The sequence below is a fragment of the Streptomyces curacoi genome (assembly GCF_001513975.1).
GTDB classification, from domain to species: Bacteria; Actinomycetota; Actinomycetes; order Streptomycetales; family Streptomycetaceae; genus Streptomyces; species Streptomyces curacoi.
Genome location: NZ_KQ947987.1, coordinates 404,011 through 423,303, shown reverse-complemented (window position 1 = coordinate 423,303; position 19,293 = coordinate 404,011). Strand labels below are relative to the sequence as shown.

The 19,293-nt window shown below is 69.4% G+C and carries 11 protein-coding genes; 5 read left to right on the top strand and 6 right to left on the bottom strand.

Features of this window, described 5'->3' with window-relative positions; translation table 11 throughout:
• Positions 1-23 precede the first annotated feature (23 nt).
• Positions 24-797 carry a glycosyltransferase family 2 protein gene (locus tag AQI70_RS15305; protein ID WP_063801592.1) on the bottom strand — a complete coding sequence of 258 codons (774 nt, stop codon included), beginning with the start codon at positions 795-797 and terminating at the stop codon, positions 24-26.
• A gap of 103 nt (positions 798-900) precedes the next feature.
• Here AQI70_RS15305 and AQI70_RS15300 point away from each other — a divergent pair, with 103 nt between their 5' ends.
• Entirely contained in the window at positions 901-1,629 is a 729-nt protein-coding gene (locus tag AQI70_RS15300) for a response regulator transcription factor (protein ID WP_062149243.1), read from the top strand.
• 2 nt (positions 1,630-1,631) lie between these two features.
• Positions 1,632-2,744, top strand: a complete 1,113-nt coding sequence (locus AQI70_RS15295) for a sensor histidine kinase (RefSeq protein ID WP_062149240.1) — start codon at positions 1,632-1,634, stop codon at positions 2,742-2,744.
• A gap of 390 nt (positions 2,745-3,134) precedes the next feature.
• Here the strand turns inward: AQI70_RS15295 and AQI70_RS15290 are convergent, their stop codons facing one another.
• From AQI70_RS15290 to AQI70_RS15280, 3 genes are read right to left on the bottom strand one after another with little or no spacing between them, the layout of a single operon-like run.
• Positions 3,135-4,145 (bottom strand): NAD-dependent epimerase/dehydratase family protein, encoded by a 1,011-nt coding sequence (locus AQI70_RS15290; protein ID WP_062149236.1) that lies wholly within the window; start codon positions 4,143-4,145, stop codon positions 3,135-3,137.
• Between the two features lie 53 nt (positions 4,146-4,198).
• On the bottom strand, positions 4,199-5,653 hold the full coding sequence (locus tag AQI70_RS15285; protein ID WP_062149233.1) for a sensor histidine kinase: 1,455 nt from the start codon (positions 5,651-5,653) through the stop codon (positions 4,199-4,201).
• Positions 5,650-6,339, bottom strand: coding sequence for a response regulator transcription factor (locus AQI70_RS15280; protein ID WP_003996968.1), 690 nt, complete (start codon positions 6,337-6,339; stop codon positions 5,650-5,652). The genes AQI70_RS15285 and AQI70_RS15280 overlap by 4 nt, the downstream gene beginning before the upstream one ends.
• A 206-nt stretch (positions 6,340-6,545) precedes the next feature.
• Here AQI70_RS15280 and AQI70_RS15275 point away from each other — a divergent pair, with 206 nt between their 5' ends.
• Genes AQI70_RS15275 through AQI70_RS15265 form a run of 3 tightly spaced genes read left to right on the top strand, consistent with a single transcriptional unit; the run spans position 6,546 to position 9,316 of the window.
• Complete coding sequence (locus AQI70_RS15275; RefSeq protein ID WP_062149230.1) at positions 6,546-7,832, top strand: ferredoxin reductase family protein; 1,287 nt, start codon at positions 6,546-6,548, stop codon at positions 7,830-7,832.
• Between the two features lie 19 nt (positions 7,833-7,851).
• Positions 7,852-8,574 (top strand): FMN-binding protein, encoded by a 723-nt coding sequence (locus AQI70_RS15270; protein WP_062149227.1) that lies wholly within the window; start codon positions 7,852-7,854, stop codon positions 8,572-8,574.
• A 22-nt stretch (positions 8,575-8,596) separates the two neighbouring features.
• Positions 8,597-9,316: an FAD:protein FMN transferase gene (locus AQI70_RS15265; protein WP_062150070.1), complete on the top strand. Its 720-nt coding sequence runs from the start codon at positions 8,597-8,599 to the stop codon at positions 9,314-9,316.
• Between the two features lie 418 nt (positions 9,317-9,734).
• Here AQI70_RS15265 and AQI70_RS15260 read toward each other — a convergent pair whose 3' ends face one another.
• Positions 9,735-10,349, bottom strand: coding sequence for an SMI1/KNR4 family protein (locus AQI70_RS15260; RefSeq protein WP_062149223.1), 615 nt, complete (start codon positions 10,347-10,349; stop codon positions 9,735-9,737).
• A 22-nt stretch (positions 10,350-10,371) separates the two neighbouring features.
• Positions 10,372-18,081, bottom strand: coding sequence for a golvesin C-terminal-like domain-containing protein (locus AQI70_RS15255; protein WP_244181674.1), 7,710 nt, complete (start codon positions 18,079-18,081; stop codon positions 10,372-10,374).
• Between the last annotated feature and the right edge of the window lie 1,212 nt (positions 18,082-19,293).

Genomic DNA, 19,293 nt, shown 5'->3' with positions numbered 1-19,293 from the left:
CTCGGCGATGACGAGAAGCGCGGTCACGGACGGGTCCCCTTCCGCACGTGGAGACGATCAGCGGGCTCTTCGCGCGTGACCGGCCCGGACGTGCCGCCGTCTTCCGCCAGCACGCGGCTCATGTCCCGTACCGCCTGCCACGTCCCCCGCCAGGTTCCCGTCACCTTCGACGCACCCGTGCGCGGGCGGTACGGCACGTCGTACTCGGTGATCCGCCAACCGGCGTCGGCGGCCCGGACGACCATCTGGAGGGGATAGCCGCTGCGGCGGTCCGTCAGGGCGAGGGCGAGCAGTTCGTCCCGGCGGGCGGCACGCAGGGGCCCCAGGTCGCGCAGGCGCAGGCCGGTGCGGCGGCGGAGGAGCCGGGTGAGGGCGAGGTTGCCGGCACGGGCGTGCGGGGGCCAGGCCCCGCGCGTCTGCGGGCGCCGTCGGCCGAGGACCAGGTCGGCTTCGTCCGCCGCGATCCGCCGGACGAAGGGCACCAGGTCGCCGGGGTCGAGCGAGGCGTCACAGTCGCAGAAGCAGACGATGTCGGCCGTGGCTGCGGTCAGCCCCGCGTGACAGGCGGCGCCGAATCCGCGCCGCTCCTCGTGCACGACGGTCGCCCCGAGCGCGTGGGCGATGCGGGCCGAGCCGTCCGTGGAGCCGTTGTCCACGACGAGCGCGCGCCAGCCGGGCGGAATGCGTTCCAGGACCCAGGGCAGCGCGTCGGCTTCGTCGAGGCAGGGCAGTACGACGTCCACGGACGCCGCTCCGGGTTCTCTTGGTGTTGCCGAAGGGGTCGTCACGGCTTTCACCCTACGAGCATGAAAAGGGCATAACGGACTACGGCTCCTTACGAAACAGGGACGTCGGGCGCCGACGGCGGCGCACGCGCGCGCGGAGTGCGACGCTGGCGGCATGGAGCAGCAACAGCCGTACCCGCAGGCCCGCGCCCGGGTCCTGGTCGTCGACGACGACCCCACCGTCGCCGAGATCGTCTCCGGATACCTGGACCGCGCGGGATACCTCGTGGACCGCGCGGGCGACGGCCCCGACGCCCTCGACCGGGCCGCCGCGCACTGGCCCGACCTCGTCGTCCTGGACCTGATGCTGCCCGGCATGGACGGCCTGGAGGTGTGCCGCCGGATGCGCGGCCAGGGACCCGTGCCGGTCATCATGCTCACCGCGCGCGGCGACGAGGACGACCGCATCCTCGGCCTGGAGGTCGGCGCCGACGACTACGTCACCAAGCCCTTCAGTCCCCGCGAACTCGTCCTCCGCGTCGAGTCGGTGCTGCGTCGCACCCGCCCCGCGCCGGCGCCCACCGGAACCCTCGGCGCGGGCGGGCTCACGGTCGACCCCGCGGCCCGCCGTGCCGTGAAGGACGGCACCGAACTCGCCCTCACCATCCGCGAGTTCGACCTCCTCGCGTTCTTCCTGCGCCACCCCGGCCGGGTCTACAGCCGCGAGGACCTGATGCGCGAGGTGTGGGGCTGGGACTTCGGCGATCTGTCGACCGTCACCGTCCATGTCCGCCGACTGCGCGGCAAGGTGGAGGACGACCCCGCCCGGCCCCGGCTCATCCAGACCGTGTGGGGCGTCGGTTACCGGTTCGACGCGACCGGTGCCCGGGACAGGGAGGTGTAACCGTGCGCGACACCCTCCTCATCGCCCTCTTCGCCTTCCTCGGCGCCGCCGCGGCGGGAGTCCTCGGCGCGTGCGTGCTGCTGCTGATCCGGCGCCGCTCGCTGATCGCGCACCTCGCCGTGGTCGCGGGCGTCGGCATCACCGCCATGCTCGCGGGCACCCTCGCCGTCGCTCAGGCGATGTTCCTGTCCGGGCACGACCTGACCGTCGTCACGACCGTCGTCGCCATGGCCGCCGTGGTCTCCCTGGCCACCGCCCTGCTGCTCGGCCGCTGGGTCGCCGCCCGCAGCCACGCCCTCGCCCTCGCCGCCCGCTCCTTCGGCGACGGCGGCGACTTCACCTCGCCCGACGGGCCCGCCACCGCCGAACTCGCCGCGCTGAGCCGGGAGTTGGAGGCCACCAGCGCAAAGCTCGCCGAGTCCCGGCAGCGGGAACGCGCCCTGGAGTCCTCCCGGCGGGAGCTCGTCGCCTGGATCTCCCACGACCTGCGCACCCCGCTGGCCGGCCTGCGCGCGATGGCGGAGGCCCTGGAGGACGGGGTGGCGGCCGACCCCGACCGCTACCTCAGGCAGATCCGGATGGAGGTCGAGCGCCTCAACGGCATGGTGGGCGACCTCTTCGAACTGTCCCGCATCCACGCCGGGACGCTGGCGCTGAGCCCGAGCCGTATCTCCCTGTACGACCTCGTCGGCGACGCGCTCGCGGGCGCCGACCCGCTGGCGCGCGAGCGCGGCGTACGGCTGGTCGGCGAGCGCGTCGTACCGGTGCCGGTGGAGGTGGACGGCAAGGAGATGAGCCGGGTGCTGGGCAATCTGCTGGTGAACGCGATCCGCCGGACACCGGCCGACGGCACCGTCGCCATCGCCGCCGAGCGCTCGCCCGAGGGCGTCGTCCTGTCCGTCACGGACGGCTGCGGCGGCATCCCCGAGGAAGACCTGCCGCGCGTCTTCGACACCGGCTGGCGCGGCTCACACGCCCGGACCCCGCCCGCCGGCGCCGGGCTCGGCCTCGCCATCGTGCGGGGCATCGTGGAGGCCCACGACGGACGGGCCTCCGTACGCAACGTCCCCGGCGGCTGCCGCTTCGAGGTGGTACTGCCCACCGCCGCTCCCTGAAGGCAGGCAGCACCACCGGTCCCAGGCGGGCCACGCCCCCTCCCGCGCGCCGGCTGCGCAGAACTCCCGCATCCCTCCACGGTTCACAGGCCCGGACGCCCCCACCGGAGCCGGGCCTCCGTACGCAACGTCCCCGGCGGCTGCCGCTTCGAGGTGGTGCTGCCCACCGCCGCTCCCTGAAGGCAGGCAGCACCACCGGTCCCAGGCGGGCCACGCCCCCTCCCGCGCGCCGGCTGCGTAGAACTCCCGCATCCCTCCACGGTTCACAGGCCCGGACACCCCCACCGGAGCCGGGCCTCCGTACGCAACGTCCCCGGCGGCTGCCGCTTCGAGGTGGTACTGCCCACCGCCGCTCCCTGAAGGCAGGCAGCACCACCGGCTCCAGGCGGGCTACGCCCCCCGCATGCCCGCTTCGGCGAACTCCCGCATCCCCTCCGCGAAGCCCGTCCCGGGCTTCCACCCCAACTCCGCCCGCAGCCGGGAGGAGTCCGCCGTGATGTGCCGTACGTCGCCCAGCCGGTACTCCCCGGTCACCACCGGCTCGGGCCCGCCGTACGCCGCCGCGAGCGTGCGCGCCATCTCGCCGACGGTGCGCGGGTCGCCGCTGCCGGTGTTGTACGTGGTGAGCGCACCCTCCGCGAGGGCCGCCGGACCCGCCTCCAGCGCGGTCACGTTGGCGGCGGCCACGTCCCGTACATGGACGAAGTCCCGCCGCTGGCCGCCGTCCTCGAAGACCCGCGGCGCCGCGCCGCGTGCGAGGGCCGAGCGGAAGTAGGAGGCGACCCCGGCGTAGGGGGTGTCACGGGGCATGCCGGGGCCGTAGACGTTGTGGTACCGCAGCGACACCGCCGTGCCGCCCGTCGCGCGCGCCCACGCGGCCGCCAGATGCTCCTGGGCGAGTTTGGTCGTCGCGTACACGTTGCGCGGATCGACGGGGGCGTCCTCCCCGACCAGCCCGGGCGACAGGTCGGCGCCGCACACCGGGCACGGCGGCTCGAAACGGCCGGCTTCGAGGGCGGCGACGGCACGCGGGCCCGGCCGCACCACGCCGTGCCGCTCGCACTCGTACCGCCCCTCCCCGTACACCACCATCGACCCGGCGAGCACCAGCCGCCGTACGCCCGCGTCGGCCATGGCGGTGAGCAGCACGGCCGTACCGAGGTCGTTGCGGGAGACGTACTCCGCCGCGTCGGAGAACCCGGCGCCGAGGCCGACCATCGCGGCCTGGTGGCAGACGGCGTCGACGCCGGCCAGGGCGCGGCTGACGGCGTAGGGGTTGCGCACGTCCGCTTCGGGGTCGGTACGGACGTCGTACACGACGGGGTCGTGGCCGTGCGCGGCGAGCGCCTCGACGACCTGGGACCCGATGAATCCGGCACCGCCGGTGACCAATACGCGCATGGGCTCAACGTAGGGCGGCGACCCGCGGGTGCGACCGCCCCACGCCCCTGACGTCACGGGTCCGTAAGACCTGCCACCGCCGCCGGGACCGTCACCGTGAACACCGTCGCCCCCGGCTCGCTGCTCAGGTCGATCCGGCCGCCGTGCGCCCGGACCAGTGACTGCGCCACCGCCAGCCCCAGGCCGCTGCCGCCGCGGTCGCGGCTGCGGGCCTTGTCGACCCGGTAGAAGCGGTCGAAGACCCGTTCCCGGTCGGCGGGCGGGATGCCGGGGCCGGCGTCGGCGATCCGGACCTGTGCCGCGCCGTCCGTCACCGACACCGCCACGGACACCTCCGTACCGGCCGGGGTGTGCATCGCCGCGTTGGTGAGCAGGTTGTCCAGGACCTGACGGATGCGCTGGGGGTCCAGGCGCAGCTTCAGGGAGCCCGGGCCGGGAGCGACCGTCAGCGGGTGGTCGGCGTGGGTGACCCGGAACGCGTCCGCCGCCTGCTCGACCAGCTCCACCAGGTCCGCCTCCTGCGGGCGCAGCGGCGTCTCCACCTCCGCCGCGTCCAGCCGGGCGAGCAGCAGCAGGTCGTCGAGCAGGAAGCCCATCCGGGCCGCCTCCGCGCGCAGCCGCGCCAGGTGCCTGTCCCGCTCCTCGGGGGCGTTGGCGGCCGCGTACTGGAACAGGTCCGCATAGCCGCGCACCGACATCAGTGGGGTGCGGAGCTCGTGCGAGGCGTCCGCCACGAAACGGCGCAGACGTTGCTCCGCCTCCGCGCGGACCGCGAGGGAGTCGTCGATGTGCTCCAGCATGGTGTTGAACGCGGTGCGCAGCTCCTCGACCTCGGGCCCGCCGCCGCGCCGGGCGTGCCGCACCGGCAGCCGGGCCGAGTCCGTCAGGTCGTGCGAGGTGATGCCGCGGGCGGTGTGCGCCATGTCGCTGAGCGGTTGCAGGCCGCGCCGCAGCATCGCCCGCCCGAACACGACGAGGGCCAGCAGCGCGAGCACGAAGGTGACCACCTGGATGGTGATCAGCTGGCTGACGGTGTCCTCGATCTCCTCCATGGGCGCCGCGCTGACCAGCACCACACCGGGCTCGACCTCACAGGCACGCAGCCGGTACCGGCCCGCCTCCTTGAGGTGCTCGGTGCGCAGGATCTCCGTGTGCGCCACGGTCTGCGCCCGGGCCAGGTCGGTGAAGTCGTCGACGTCCTTCGGCAGGTCGGCGGGATCCTCGGGCCTGCGCAGCTCGGCCGTGCCGTCCGACACGTCGTACACGGCGTAGAACCAGCTGTAGTACTTCTTGCCGGACAGCGTGCCGTAGTCCGCGATGCTCTTGGACTGGGCGATCTGCGCCTGCGCCAGCTGCTGGTCGAGCTGGTTCGACAGGTAGTCCCGCATGTACGTCGTCAGGGCGGTGCCGACGACGGCGAACACCACCAGCGCCAGCGCGCCCAGCCCCAGCGCGAGCCGGGTGCCCAGCCGGAGCCTGCCGTACGTCCGCCGCAGCCGCCCGATCACTCGGCCGCCTGCCGGATCACGTACCCGAAGCCCCGCACGGTGTGGATCAGCGGCGCTCCGGTGTCGTCGAGCTTGCGGCGCAGCCGGCTGACGACCAGCTCGACGACGTTGGAGCGGCCGCCGAAGCCGTACTCCCACACATGGTCGAGGATCTGCGCCTTGGTCAGCACGGTCGGCGACTTGCGCATCAGATAGCGCAGCACCTCGTACTCGGTCGGCGTGAGCGTGAGCAGCCGGTCGCCGCGGCGCACCTCACGGGTGTCCTCGTCCATCATCAGGTCGCCCACCCGCAGCACCGAGCGCTGGAAGCCGGGCCCGGCGCTGCGCCGCAGCACGGTCCGCAGCCGGGCCATCAGCTCCTCCACCGCGAACGGCTTGACCAGGTAGTCGTCGCCGCCCCGGGTCAGCCCGGCCACCCGGTCGGCCACCCCGTCGCGGGCGGTCAGGAACACCACGGGCACCATCGTCCCGGCGCGGCGCAGCCGGTCCAGGACGCCGAAGCCGTCCACGTCGGGCAGCATCAGGTCCAGCACCACGATGTCCGGGTGGAACTCGGCGGCCAGCCGCAGCGCCTCCTCGCCGGAGTTCGCGGTGACCGCCTCCCAGCCCTCGTAGCGGGCGACGGTCGCGACGAGGTCGGCGATGGGCGGGTCGTCGTCCACGACCAGCAGGCGTACTTTCTCCACCCGTTCATAGTGCGGCACCCGGCACCGGTCCTCGGGGGCGGGGCGGGCGCCGCCGCCACATCGATAAAGAGTTGAAAGAAGTACGACAGCTTCTCGACAGCTCCCTGCGGACAAGCTCGGTAACCACAGACGAGATCAAGGAGCTGCCGCCCGTGACGACACCCGTCCAATCGCCCCCCGCGCCCCCCACGGCGATACGCCCCAGGGTGGTCGCCCGCACGGGCCTGTACGCCGTGCTGGCCGCGAACGTGGCCGTGGTGCTCTACTTCTTCTTCGCCGCCGGCTTCGCCTCGAACACGCTCATCGTGCTCGGCCGGCTGACCGGTCTGTTCGGCGCGCTGCTCATGGCGTTCCAGCTGCTGCTGGTGGCCCGGCTGCCGTGGCTGGACCGCCGTATCGGCATGGACCGGCTGACCTCCTGGCACCGCTGGACCGGCTTCAGCGTCCTGTGGGCCCTGCTCGCCCACGCCGTGTTCATCACCTTCGGCTACGCCCAGTCGTCCTCCCTTGACCCGGTGAACCAGCTGATCGACCTCGCCGAGACGGTCGAGGGCGTGCTGCGTGCCGTCGTCGCGCTGGGGATCATCATCGTGATCGGCGTGGTGTCGGCCCGGTTCGCGCGGCGCCGGCTGGCGTACGAGACCTGGCACTTCATCCACCTGTACACCTACGTCGCGGTGGTCCTGGCGTTCACGCACCAGGTCGCGGTCGGTACGTCCTTCGCCTCGTCCTCCGCCGCCAGGACGTACTGGTCGGCCGTCTGGGGCGTGGCCCTCGGCGCGGTGCTCGTCGGCCGCCTGGTCCTGCCGCTGTGGCGGAACTGGCGCCATCAGCTGCGCGTCTCGGCGGTCGTCCCCGAGTCCGACAACGTGGTGTCGGTCTACGTCACCGGCCGCGACCTGGACAGGCTGCCCGCGCGGGCCGGCCAGTTCTTCCTGTGGCGGTTCCTCACGAAGGACCGCTGGTGGCAGGCCAACCCCTTCTCGCTGTCCGCCGCCCCCGACGGCCGCACCCTGCGGCTCACCGCCAAGGCGGCCGGTGACGGCTCGGCTGCCCTGCGGCACATGAAGGTCGGCACGCGTGTCTTCGCCGAGGGCCCCTACGGTGCCTTCACCACGATGCACCGCACCCGGCCGGAGGCCGTGCTCATCGCCGGCGGCGTCGGCGTCACCCCCATCCGGGCGCTGCTGGAGGAGCTGCACGGCCACGCGGTCGTGATCTACCGGGTGGCCACGGACCGGGACGCGGTCCTCTACGGCGAGCTGGTGGAACTCGCCCACGCCAAGGGCGCCGAGCTGCACCTGGTGACCGGCCCGCCGGTGCCCGACCGGCTGGCCCCGGCCGAGCTGTCGAGGCTGGTGCCGGACATCACCGACCGGGACGTCTTCCTGTGCGGTCCGCCGCCCATGATGAACGCGGTCATCGGCAGCCTGCGCGAGCTGGGCGTGCCCAAGCAGCAGGTCCACTTCGAGCGTTTCAGCCTGGCGGGATGAGAAGGACGAGGAAGACATCGTGAAGCGAGCAATACCTGTCCTGGTCCTGAGCGTCGCGGGCCTGATCCCGGTCTGGCGCTACGAGCCGTCCCTCGGCACCGCCACCACGGAGGCCGCCGCGCCGGCCTCGACGCCCTCGGCGTCGTCCTCCGCCGCGCAGGGGTCGGGCAGCACGGTCGTCAAGGGCTCGACCGTGCAGACCGACAAGGGTCCCGTGCAGGTCCAGGTGACCTTCCAGGGCACCAGGATCACCGCGGTGAAGATGCTCCAGCAGCCGAACCACCCGCAGACCACGGCGGCGGTACCGAAGCTGATCACGGAGACCCTGCAGGCGCAGAGCGCGGACATCGACTCGGTGTCGGGCGCGACGATCACCAGTGCGGGCTACAAGGAGTCCCTCCAGGCCGCCATCGACGCGAACGCCAAGTCGGCGTCCTCGTCCGCCGCCGCGCCCTCGCCCTCGGCGTCCGCCGCCGCACAGACGCGGACGGTCGACGGCTCGACGGTCACCACCGACAAGGGCCCCGTGCAGGTCCAGGTGTCCTTCGAGGGCGACAAGATCACGGCCGTGAAGATGCTCCAGCAGCCGAACCACCCGCAGACCACGGCGGCGGTACCGAAGCTGATCACGGAAACCCTGCAGGCGCAGAGCGCGGACATCGACTCGGTGTCGGGCGCGACAATCACCAGTGCGGGCTACAAGGAGTCCCTCCAGGCCGCCATCGACGCGAAGGGCGCCTGACGTGCACCGCGTCGAGCAGGTGATGGGGTTCCCGGTCTCGCTGCGGGTCGACGACGAGCACATCGGCGAGGAGACCGCCGACGCGGTGTTCGCATGGCTGCGCGAGGTCGACACCCGGTTCAGCCCCTTCAGGGCCGACAGCGAGGTCTGCCGGCTGGACCGGGGCGAGATCGCGCGGGCGGACGTCAGCGCGGACCTCGACGAGGTGCTGGGGCTGTGCGAGGAGTACCGGCTCGCCACCGGCGGCGCCTTCGACGTACGGCTGCCGGGGCGGGCGCTCGATCCGTGCGCGGTGGTGAAGGGCTGGTCCGTGCAGCGGGCCGCCGAGCTGCTGACGGCGGCGGGAGCGCGGCGCTTCGTGCTCAACGCCGGGGGCGACGTGGTCGCCTCCGGCGGGCCCTGGCGGGTGGGGGTACGGCACCCCGAGCAGGCCGACAAAGTGTGCACGGTGGCCGAGCTCACCGACGGGGCGATCGCGACGTCCGCCCGCTACGAGCGCGGCGACCACATCATCGACGGCCGCACCGGGCGTCCGGCGACGGGTCTGCTGTCCCTCACGGTGGTGGCGTCCTCGCTGACCCTGGCGGACACCGTGGCGACCGCCGCCTTCGCCATGGGCGCGGAGGGCGTCGAGTGGGCCGCCGCGCGGGAGGGCTGCGAGGTCTTCGCGGTGGACGCCGAGCGGCGGGTCGTCCGCACGGAGGGGTTCCCGACGGCGCGCGCGCAGGCGCGGGCGGCGTGAGCGCTCACGGGCAATCAGGTGCAGTTCCTCCTGCGCGTTCTGCGGGCGGCTCCTCCCCCCCACGCCGTCGATCAGCTTGCGCTGCCGAGAGTTGTCCTCCGACCCCTGTGCCGCCGTCAGGCCCTGGAAGCGCCGGACGAACAGGGAGACCGCTGCTCCGGTGACCGATCGACGAGCCGGACGAGGCCGTGTCCTCCGCGGACGGCATCAGGTCGCCGATCGCCGCGCCGGCGTCCTGCAGTCTCTGCCGGCCCTGCGGAGTGGCGGCATGGAGCGAGAACGCAGACGAGGCTCCTGAGCCGTGGCACCGTGTGATGAACACGGGCACGTCGGCCAGGAGCCTCGCCGCGTGATGGTCCCGGCTCACCTGTCGCTGTCACTCATGTGAACGCGAGGTGGGCAGGGACTTTCCTCTCTGTCAGTCGCCGAACATTCCAGCGAACGGGTCCGGCTCGCCCGTCCACGGGTCGATGCCCTCTTTCCACAGGCGCTGTTGCTCACGCCGGTTCAGGAAAGTCGCTGACCCCCGTCCCCAGAGGGAGAGATCACCGAGGGGGCATTCGTCGAATTCCGCCCGCAGAACGCGCACAAGGAACTGCACCATTCCACAGTCGTAACGACGCCACAGGCCTTCGCCCCTTTTGTACACCAGGACGGGCCATCTGTCCGGGTCCTCATCCGAGGCGTCCCAGCACAGAAGGTCGGCGCTCGCGTCTCCTCCCCAGGCGATCAGCACAGGGCTGGCTTCCGCCAGTTCAGGAGATTTCCGCACCAATGACCAGGCGTCCTCGGCCATCTCGGTCTCATTGCGCATGTCGGAGGTTTTCGACTCCACCCCTTTTGGCTCGGGTTGCAGCACCGAGAGGTAGTTCTGGATCCCTCCGAACCCGTACAGGTCGAGGAACTGCCGGTAGTCGGAGGGGAAATCCTTGCCCCACGACTCACGCATCCGAGCCCAGTCGACCGATGCGTTGCTGGAGGCCCCGGGCGGCATCAGCTGCCGAAGCTCCTCCAATGCGTCCACGCCAGTCACGTCTTCCTCCTCAGGATGCGCCTCATGGCGTCGCCCCGACAGGGACCTGTTGACCTGTCCTGTGGTCCACGAACGAACCGAGGTTTCGTCCCATGAGGTCGTTCGACACGAACGTGGGGTCGACCACACGCTGCAGGGCCCCCGTTTCGGGGTCCATGCCGTAAGCGCTCATATAGAACCCCGTGGGCACCGTCCTGCGACCACTGTACCTCGGCCTCACCGTGTAGTAGACGTCCAGACCCGCATTGACGGCGTCCATGACTTTCTGCTCGTAGTAGGCCATGTTCTTTTCACCCTGTCGGGAGCCATTCTGCTTTGCATTGGCTCCCCGAGCGCAGGTTGCCAGGTTGTGCGGATCCGTACCGGATCCACCCAGCTGGTTTGCGAGGAGGTGGCAGGCATTGATGTTCTGTTCCACCGGATACGCCCCAAGGTGACCGGCGACCCTCTGCGCCCACCGGTATCCCGGAGGGGTGAAAACGCTGGTGTTGGTTTCCGTACCCTTCTTCAGCGTCTTCTTGTTGAGGCAGGCCGTCATGTTGGTGGCCCGGTTGCCGTTGTTCTTGTCCAGCGGCCCGTATTCGACCCAGCCGCACTTGCTGCTGCTGTTGCCGTCGCCGCCTCGCGGCTGGGGCTTGGGCTTGGACTCGGGCTTGGGTGCCGGCGCCGGTTCGTCGGACGATTCCTCGTCGTCCCTCTCCGCCACCTCATGGGCGACACCGACCGCGGCCGCCGTGATGACCGTCGCCGAGACCAGGGCCACGGCGGCTTCGGCCACCGGTACCGCGGCCAGCAGGAAGAAGAGATGCCCGTCGAGTTCGACGTTGTTGATGGGGTTGCCGCCGGTGAACGCGTAGCGGTTACCGGTGAAGGGATCGGTACCGAGTCCCATGTCGGCGAGGGCGCCGTTGTACATGTCCCGGCTGGTGAAGCGGTTCAGCCCCGGGCTGTAGTCGCGGAAGCCCATGTCGTACGTGCCGGACTGGGCGTCCCAGCGCTTGGCGTTGTAGCGGTAGGAGTTGTACTGCTCCTTGGTGGGGTCGGCGGCATCGGGCTTGTCGATGCCGGTGAACTCCGACGTGTCGTCACTGCCGTAGGCGGTGTAGCCGTAGGTGGCCTTGGTGTTTCCCGCCTTGTCGGTGAGTGTTTCGACGTCGGTGTGGCTGTTGTAGCCGTAGTAGCCGTCCTCGGTCGTCCCGTCACTGTTGTGCTTGACCTGGGAGAGGCGCTCTCCCCACGGGCTGTACTGGTAGGACTTGGTCAGCCGGCCGGCGACTTCCTCGTTCAGGACCTCCCCGGACAGACCGAGGTAGTTGAAGGAGGTCGTCTTGCCGTCGGCGGTCTTGGACACCGTCCTGTCGAGCGGGTCGAAGGTGTAGGTGGTGGACTTCATCGCGCCGGAGCCGTCCCGCTGCTGGGACTCGACGACATGGTCGAAGCCGTCGTACACGTTCCGCGAGATGATCTGCCCACCGCTCGTCACCGACTCCTGACGCCCGAACGGGTCGTAGTTGAAGGTGGACGCGACCCCCGACGTGGTCGAGGTCAGCAGCCGGTTGCGGTCGTAGGTGAACGTCGTGGACGTGCCCTTGACGGTCTGGCTGACGACGTTGGCGTTGTCGTCGTGAACGTACGTCTCCGTACCCGCGCCATTGCCGGTCTTGACCGACTTGGCAAGCCTGTCGACCGGGTCGTAGGTGAAGTCCGTGGTCGAGTCGAGGTACGCCGTGTTGTTGTCGGCGTTCATCTTCTTCGCCACGTCCCGCGCCTTGTTGCCGTTGGCGTCGTACGTGTAGGTGTGCGAGGAGACGAGAGTGCCGTTCGCCTTCTTCTCGGTCTGGGTCTTCTGCGCACCGTCGAGGAAGTAGGTGAAGTCGACGGTGTTGCCGTTGGCCTTCGTCTCCTTCAGCATCTGGCCACGATCGGTGTACGTGAACGACGACACCTTGGGAGACGTGTCCGTGGCGGTCTTACCGACCGAGACCGTCTTGACCAGCTCACGCAGGTCGTACGTGTACTTCGAGAACTGGTCGGGATGCGTGACCGTTTCCGGCTGACTGTTGGCGTCGTAGGTGTAGGTGGTGGACTTCTTCTCCTGTCCCGCCAACGCCTCGGTGATCTTCTGGACCTGGTTCAGGCCGGTGTAGGCGATGGTGTAGGCGTCGACCTTCGCGCCGGACGACGTGTCGTCGATGGACGTCAGGTTGCCGTTGACGTCGTAGGCATAGGTGAAGGTGTGCTTCTCAGTGTCCGTTTCGCCGGAGTTGTCGCGCACCAGCTTGACGCCGTCGGCCACGACCGCGCCGCCGCTGTTCTGGAACAGCTGAAGCTTGGACGCATTGCCCTGCGTGAAGGTGTACGTCCCCAGCGGGACCCAGGTGCCGGCCCCGGTGGCCTGGCTGATGGTCTTGTCCGTGGTTCCACTGGCGTGCGTGACCGTGTACTTGGCTGTCGTCGCAGCGCCGCTGACCTGCGGGAACTTCACGTAGGCGGTGTAGGTGCCGCCCTTGGGGATGTTCAGCGTCCAGGTGAACGCGTCGGTCCCGGTTCCCGCGGCATGGACCTGGTGGTCATAGCCCTGCTGTCCGGCGAGGCTGCCCTTGGTCCAGGTACCTGTGGAGCTGGTGTTCTGGGTGTCGGAGTTGTCGACGAGCGGGACCGCGGCGCCCACCGGCACACCGTCGTCCGTCTTGGACTTCAGCTTGCCGTTCGGGTAGTACGTCCAGCCCATCGTGCGGTTCAAGGAGCCGCCCGCGGACGTCAGGGTCCGGGCCGTCTGCTGACCCAGCTCGTTGTAGTCGTAGGTGGTGACGATGTCCCACGGGTCCGTCGACGACCTGACCCACCCGTTGTCGAAGTAGCTGTAGGTGGTGTCGTTGCGGACCGTCTGGCCCTCGGACGCCGGCAGCGAGGTCTTCGCCACCCGGCCCACCTCGTCGTACGTCGTCTGGGTGTAGACGTTCGGGCTGTTGTAACGGGTGTCGCTCGGGTCGTACGGCTGGTACTGCTTGACCGGGCGGTTCAGCGCGTCGTACTCGGTACGCGCGGTGAAGTCGTCGGCCGTCGCCGTCGCGGTGCCGCGGGGGGTGGTCACCTTGGTGGTGTTGCCGACCTGGTCGTACTCGTACTTGGTCGTGCGGTACGTGATGGTCGTGGTGCCGTCGTGCGGAACCTTGACCTCGGTCTGCTTGCCGCGCTCGTCGTAGGTGATGAGTGTGGTGCTGTTCTCGGCATCCGTCGTCGAGGTGACCAGCGAGTCCTTGTCATAGCCCCGCTTGGTGGTCTTGCCGAGCGCATCCGTGCTGACCGTGACCCGGTGGTTCAGGTCGTAGTCGGTCTTGACCGTGTAGTCGGTCGTGTCAGCCGTCGCGTTCTTCTTCGGGTCGACGACCGTGGTGACGTTGCCGACGTTGTCGTACTCGTACGAGAGCTTGTCACCCGCGGAGTTGACCACTGAGGTGAGCTGGTAGATCGCGTTGTAGTTGTTGGTCGTGACGTAGTCGTTCGGGTCCGCGGTGGTCGCGGTGCCCTTGGGCTCCGTGGTCGTCCGCAGATGACCGGTCTTGTCGTAGGTGTAGGTCGTCTTCTTCTCGGGACCCGTCGGCGAGTCCTTCGGAGCGGTCGCCGAGGTGATCTGGTCCGCGGCGTCGTAGACGGCGGTGGACACCGACCCGTTGGGAGCCGTGGCCGTGATGACGTTGTCGTTGGCGTCGTACTCCGGCGCCGACGTGGTGATCAGCTCACCCTTCGCCTGGTCCTTCGGCACCTTGCTGACCAGCGGACGCCCGAACGTGTCGTACGTCTGCGTGGTCACCTTCTCCTTGGCGTCGGTGACCTTGGTGACCTGACCCCGCTCGTCGTACTCGTACAGCGTCGAGTGCTGCAGCGCGTCCGTGATCGTCCTGGGGTAACCGGTCGGCCCGAAGTTGCTGTTGGTCGTCGGGTTGCCGTTGGCGTCGGTCGCCTTGGTCAGCTGCCCGTAGGAGTCGTACTCGTACGACGTGGTGTAGTCACCCGCCGTCGTGGTCGCGACGCCCTTGGGGTCGGTGACCGTCTTCAGGTTGCCGAAGGAGTCGTAGCCGAACTGCCACTTGCGGCCCTCCGGGGAGGTCTTGCGGAACAGGTCCGCCGAGTAGCCGTCGGCACGCGTCTGGTACTCGTACTTCACCGCGTTGGCCGGCCACTTGGTGGTGTCCGTCACGCAGGCGGTCGTCTGGTCCGGCACGCCCGCCTTGTTGTTCTCCGCGTCGCGCTGCCAGAGCCGGTAGCCGGTCTTCTGGTCGTAGCAGTATGCCGTCTTGGCGCCGTTGTCCTCCTCCAGGTAGGTGACGTTGTTGTCGGCGTCCCAGCTCATCTTCGTGATCTGGGACTTGGCATTGGTCGTCTGGACCGGGCGGCCGAAGTCGTCCGCGACGTACTTCGTGGCGTGCGACTCGGCGTCGGTGACGGTGGTGTCGGTGAACTTCGTGTTCGTGGCGTTCACCGCGTACGCGAAGCCCGTGCCGTAACCGAGACGGTCGGTGATGGTCTTGGTCCACCAGTGGTACTTGGGGTCGTCACCCGCCTGCGGGGCGTAGTACGCGAGCTGGGTGCCGTTGCCGCGTGGGTCGGTGGCCTTGACCAGCTTGACGTTCTTGTTGCCCTGGACGGCGTCGTAGGTGAACTTGAAGACCTTGGGCTGGGAGGAGCCGTCACCGTCGGTGATCCGGCCCAGCAGCCCCTCCACCGTGTAGTGGAAGGAGATCTTGCGACCCGAGATGTCCGTGACGGACTTCAGGTGGTCGTAGATGTCCGGGTCGGTCAGGCCGGTGCCGCCGACCTTGGCGCCGGTGGCGTCGATGTAGTCGTAGGTGGCGTCGCCCCTGTTGTAGTAGTCGACGGTCAGGGACCGACGGCCGGCCGGGTCGGTGATGTACTTGAGGAACTTGGTCGGCTTGTGGCGCGACCTGCGCTCCTCATAGGTGTACGTCTGCGTGTTGCCGTTCTTGTCGACGACCGACGTCAGGTAGCCGTCGCAGCCGAACAGGAAGCGGGTGCCGTCCGGGCGCAGCATCGTCCAGGCGTCCGGGACCGGGTCCTTGTTCGGGGTGCAGTCCAGGCCCGCCTTCATGGTGATACGGAAATGGACGCCCGCCGGGGCCTTCCAGGTGCCGTCGGCCTGCTTGCGGAAGACGTGCGTGGTGCCGTCACCGTCCGGCAGCCGGATCTCGGTGGCGTTGGCGTTGGGGTTGGGGTGGAAGTCCAGCGCCGCACCCAGCCGGATCGGGCCCGCCAGCTGCGCCGACCAGCCCGCACCCGTCACGGTGTCGGAGGTGTCCAGCGAGTTGTAGGCGAACCGCGCGAACGTCGTCAGGCCGCGCCCCGGGTTGCTGAACGCGTTGTACTGCCACACGCTGTTGCCGGACGCGAGGTTGTTCATCACCGTCGAGCCGGCACCGGTGTTCTTGCCGGTGTAGGAGTAGAACTTCTCCAGGCCCAGCATGTTGGAGGTGGGGTCCTCGACCGCCACGTTCTGCTTCAGCGGGGGGATGCCGCCGGTCCCGGCGGACAGCCAGCTGCCGTCGGAGACCTTCTTGACGTCCCAGCCGAGCACGTACTCGGTGCGCTTGTTGCCGGAGTCGGAGTTGATCGGCGTCTTGACCTGCGCCTTGATCGTCGCCGACGAGCCGGGCGACAGGGCCGGTATCGCCGTCGAGGCCTGGTTGCCGCCGTTCGTCACATCCGTGCCGTCCGGGAGCTTCCAGGTGTACGACAGCACCCGCTCACCGCTCGCCCACGCACTGGAGGTGGTGTTGGTGACCGTGAAGTCCACCGTGTAGGTGGAGTTGGGGGTCATACGGGCCGGGGTCTGCGGCGCGTAGTACGTGTCCTCCGTGGTGGAGTCGACGTAGATCACGCGCAGCAGTGGGCCGAGCTGGTAGTCGGCGGCCTCCGAAGCCAGGAACAGGGTGCGCTCCTGCGGGCCGGTGCTCGTCTCGTCCTTCAGCCTGACCATCGCGCCCTTGTTGGAGGACGGCGTCTTGGTCCAGCCCTGGGTGAGGGACGTGGCGTCCCACCAGTGCCGGCCCACCTCGGAGACGGAGGCGACCGTGTCCGAGACGGTGGCGGAGTGGTCACCGCCCGGCGTCGTCCACGCCGTCGTCGAGGTCGCGTTGTTCCAGGTGGCCGACGTCTCCGCGAAGTCCCGGTTCAGGCCGCGCAGTTCGTAGATGGCGCCGTTGCTGCCGGTGGTGGTCTCCGCGCCCCACATGAACAGGCGGGACTCCAGCACCGTGGCCGTGGTCGGGATGGCGCTGGTGGAGAACTTCATCACCGCACGGGTCTTGCCGTAGGTGGAGGAGTTGTTGCCGACGCTCAGCCACTTCTGACCGACACCGAAGGACTGGATGGTGTCCTGGTTGGTGGTGGGCTGCGCGGACGACAGGGTCGTGTCCGTCACCCCGGATGTGCCCTGGATCAGCCGCATCGTGCGGCCCGCCTTCGGCACGCCGACGATGCGGGTCGGTGAGCCCAGCAGCTCGCCGCTCTGGGTCTTCACGGCCAGCTGGTAGTAGTACGACCGGCCGATCTCGTTCGCCGAGGAGTCAGGCGTCGGGGTCGCGGTGGTGTCCGTGTAGCTGGTCGCCGCCTTGTCGATCGGCGCCACCAGGGTGGCCGCGGACGGCGTGAAGGCCTGCTGCGTGGAGCGGTGCAGCTGGTACTCGACGATGTCCAGACCGCTGTCACCGGTGGTGTTGGAGTACGCCTTCCACGACAGCTCAGGACCCGTGCCGTGGATCACCGTCGGCGAGTCCAGGGTCGTGCCGACCTTGCCGTAGGTGACCGTCAGCCGCGGGATCGTGGAGGTCTCACCGCCGTAGACCGTGTCGACGTGGTCACCGGCCTCGTAGCGCGGGCCGCCGGTCGGGGCGGTCGAGGACTCGTTCGTGGCCTTCAGCACGAAGCCGTGGTTGGCCGTGCCGTCCAGCCACTTCTGCACGGTGTCCGTGACCGGGAACTTGTGCCACTGGTTGTACTCACCGGTGTTCTTCACGATCGACGCCGGGTTCACCCAGCGCACCGCGTCCGCGATCACCGCGGTCGAGCTGTCGGTGTCGCCCAGAACGACCTTGCCCGCAGTGCCCTTGACGAAGTCGATCTGCGAGCCGCCGTTGAGGGAGGCCCACACCCCGCCCGAACCGGCCGTCTGGTCCACCGTGTAGGTGGCCGTGCCGTCCTGCCCGGTCACCGTGTACGGGGCGGCCGTGGACCGGTCGGTGTACTGCACGTAGTGCGCGTCCACCCGGTAGGAGGCCGTCTCCGGCAGCTTCGGCTGCCAGGTGTAGGTGTCTGTGGTGATCGAGTCCTTGTTGTACAGGTAGTCGCCGTCGATCCCGTACGTCTGCGACCCGGGCTTCCACGTGCCGACCGCCGCCGTCGTCCCGGCATCCCCGTCATCGACCTGGACGCTCGTGCCGGACAGCTCACCCACCAGGGTGCTGGTGTTCGACCAGGTCGACGACTCGTCCCAGGCGCCGGTCGCCCGGTAGGCGCCGATGGTGACATCGTTGGCGTTGGTGGTGTGCGCCTGGTCGAAGTACATCTCCAGGCGCGCGGTGTCGATCTGCGTACCCGCCGGGATCTCACCGAGCGGGAACTTGATCAGGGAGCGGGCGATGCCCGTGTCGGTCTTGCCCGCCGACAGCTTCCAGGTCGAGTCGAAGTTCGTCGACGGCTGGTCCGACAGGACCATGACGTCCTGCGCGGTGGACGGCGACGGCGCGATCGTGATCGTCGGGTCGATCACCACCGGGTACTGCCGCTCCTTGGACGCCAGCCACTTCGCGTCCGGCGTGACGGTCAGCTTCCAGGAGTCGCCGTCCTTGGTGAGCTTCTGGGTGACCTTGGTGCTGTAGGTCCTGCCGAAGACGGACTTCTCCGCCTTCTTCGCATCCGTCATGTACGGCGCCGGAATCACCAGCTCCGGCGTGTGCGGCAGCTCGCCGTACAGCGCGATCGAGCCGTCCTTGCGGGCCTTCGGGGTCAGACCGGCGGTGTCCAGTGTGAAGGTGAACCGCACGGGGCCGTCGGGGCGTTCGGCGAGGGTGATGTTCTCCTTCACCCGGCCCGGGCCGACGACGTACTCCAGGTCCGCGCCGTGCACCACGTCCTCGTAGGTGACGGTGGAGCCCTTGGCCTTCGGCTTCAGCGAACCGCCCGCGCCCTCGATGCCGAGGGTGACCGAACGGCCGCTCGGCGACGCGAAACGCACCAGGCGGTCGGTGTCCTCACCGAACCAGCTCCGCCCGTTGTTCGTGGTGTTGGCGAACTCGAAGCCCTTGGCCTTCGTGCCGCGCACGGTGGTGCTGATGGACTTCCAGGACGCCTTCTTGCCCGTGCCCGAACGGTACGACGTCGGCACCGCCGACAGCTCCGCCTGGACCCGCCCGTCCGACAGCTGCCAGAACCGCGCACTCGCCGTGCGCCGGCCCGTCAGCTCCTTGACCCGCTTGGCCTTCGGATCAGCCTTGCCCTTCGGCAGCTTCTGCCGGTCGGCCATCTCCAATTCATCATGCGACGGAGGCTTGTCCAGGCCTCCACTGTTGTCGTCATCCGCGAACCAGCCCTTGATGGTGTCGACAATGCCCTTGTCGTCACCATCATCAGCGGGCGCCGCATAAGCGACCTGGGGCAACGCGGTACTCGTCACCGCGGCTACCACCAGGCACGCTATCAGCCTGCCCAGTCTGGGTCTCACGCCAAACCTTTCCTCGTGCGTCGCGGCATAAACAATGCCGCCGGAAATCCGCCCGCCCACGGGAATTCGAGCCCATGAGCAGGGGCGCCGAGTTTCTAATCTTTCCGGTGACACAGTGTCAAGCGATCGGACAATGCGGACCATCGGCGCTGAAAAGACCGCCCGGTGTCCGATATTTCCGCTCGGTTGCCGACGGGCGATGGCATC

Excerpts from the sequence above, each read along its gene's own strand:
- AQI70_RS15255 (WP_244181674.1), bottom strand. The coding sequence starts at position 18,081 with ATGGTCCTGTCGGACCAGCCGTCGACGAACTTCGACTCGACCTGGAAG.
- AQI70_RS15265 (WP_062150070.1), top strand. The coding sequence starts at position 8,597 with ATGGGGTTCCCGGTCTCGCTGCGGGTCGACGACGAGCACATCGGCGAG.
- AQI70_RS15290 (WP_062149236.1), bottom strand. The coding sequence starts at position 4,145 with ATGCGCGTATTGGTCACCGGCGGTGCCGGATTCATCGGGTCCCAGGTC.
- AQI70_RS15300 (WP_062149243.1), top strand. The coding sequence starts at position 901 with ATGGAGCAGCAACAGCCGTACCCGCAGGCCCGCGCCCGGGTCCTGGTC.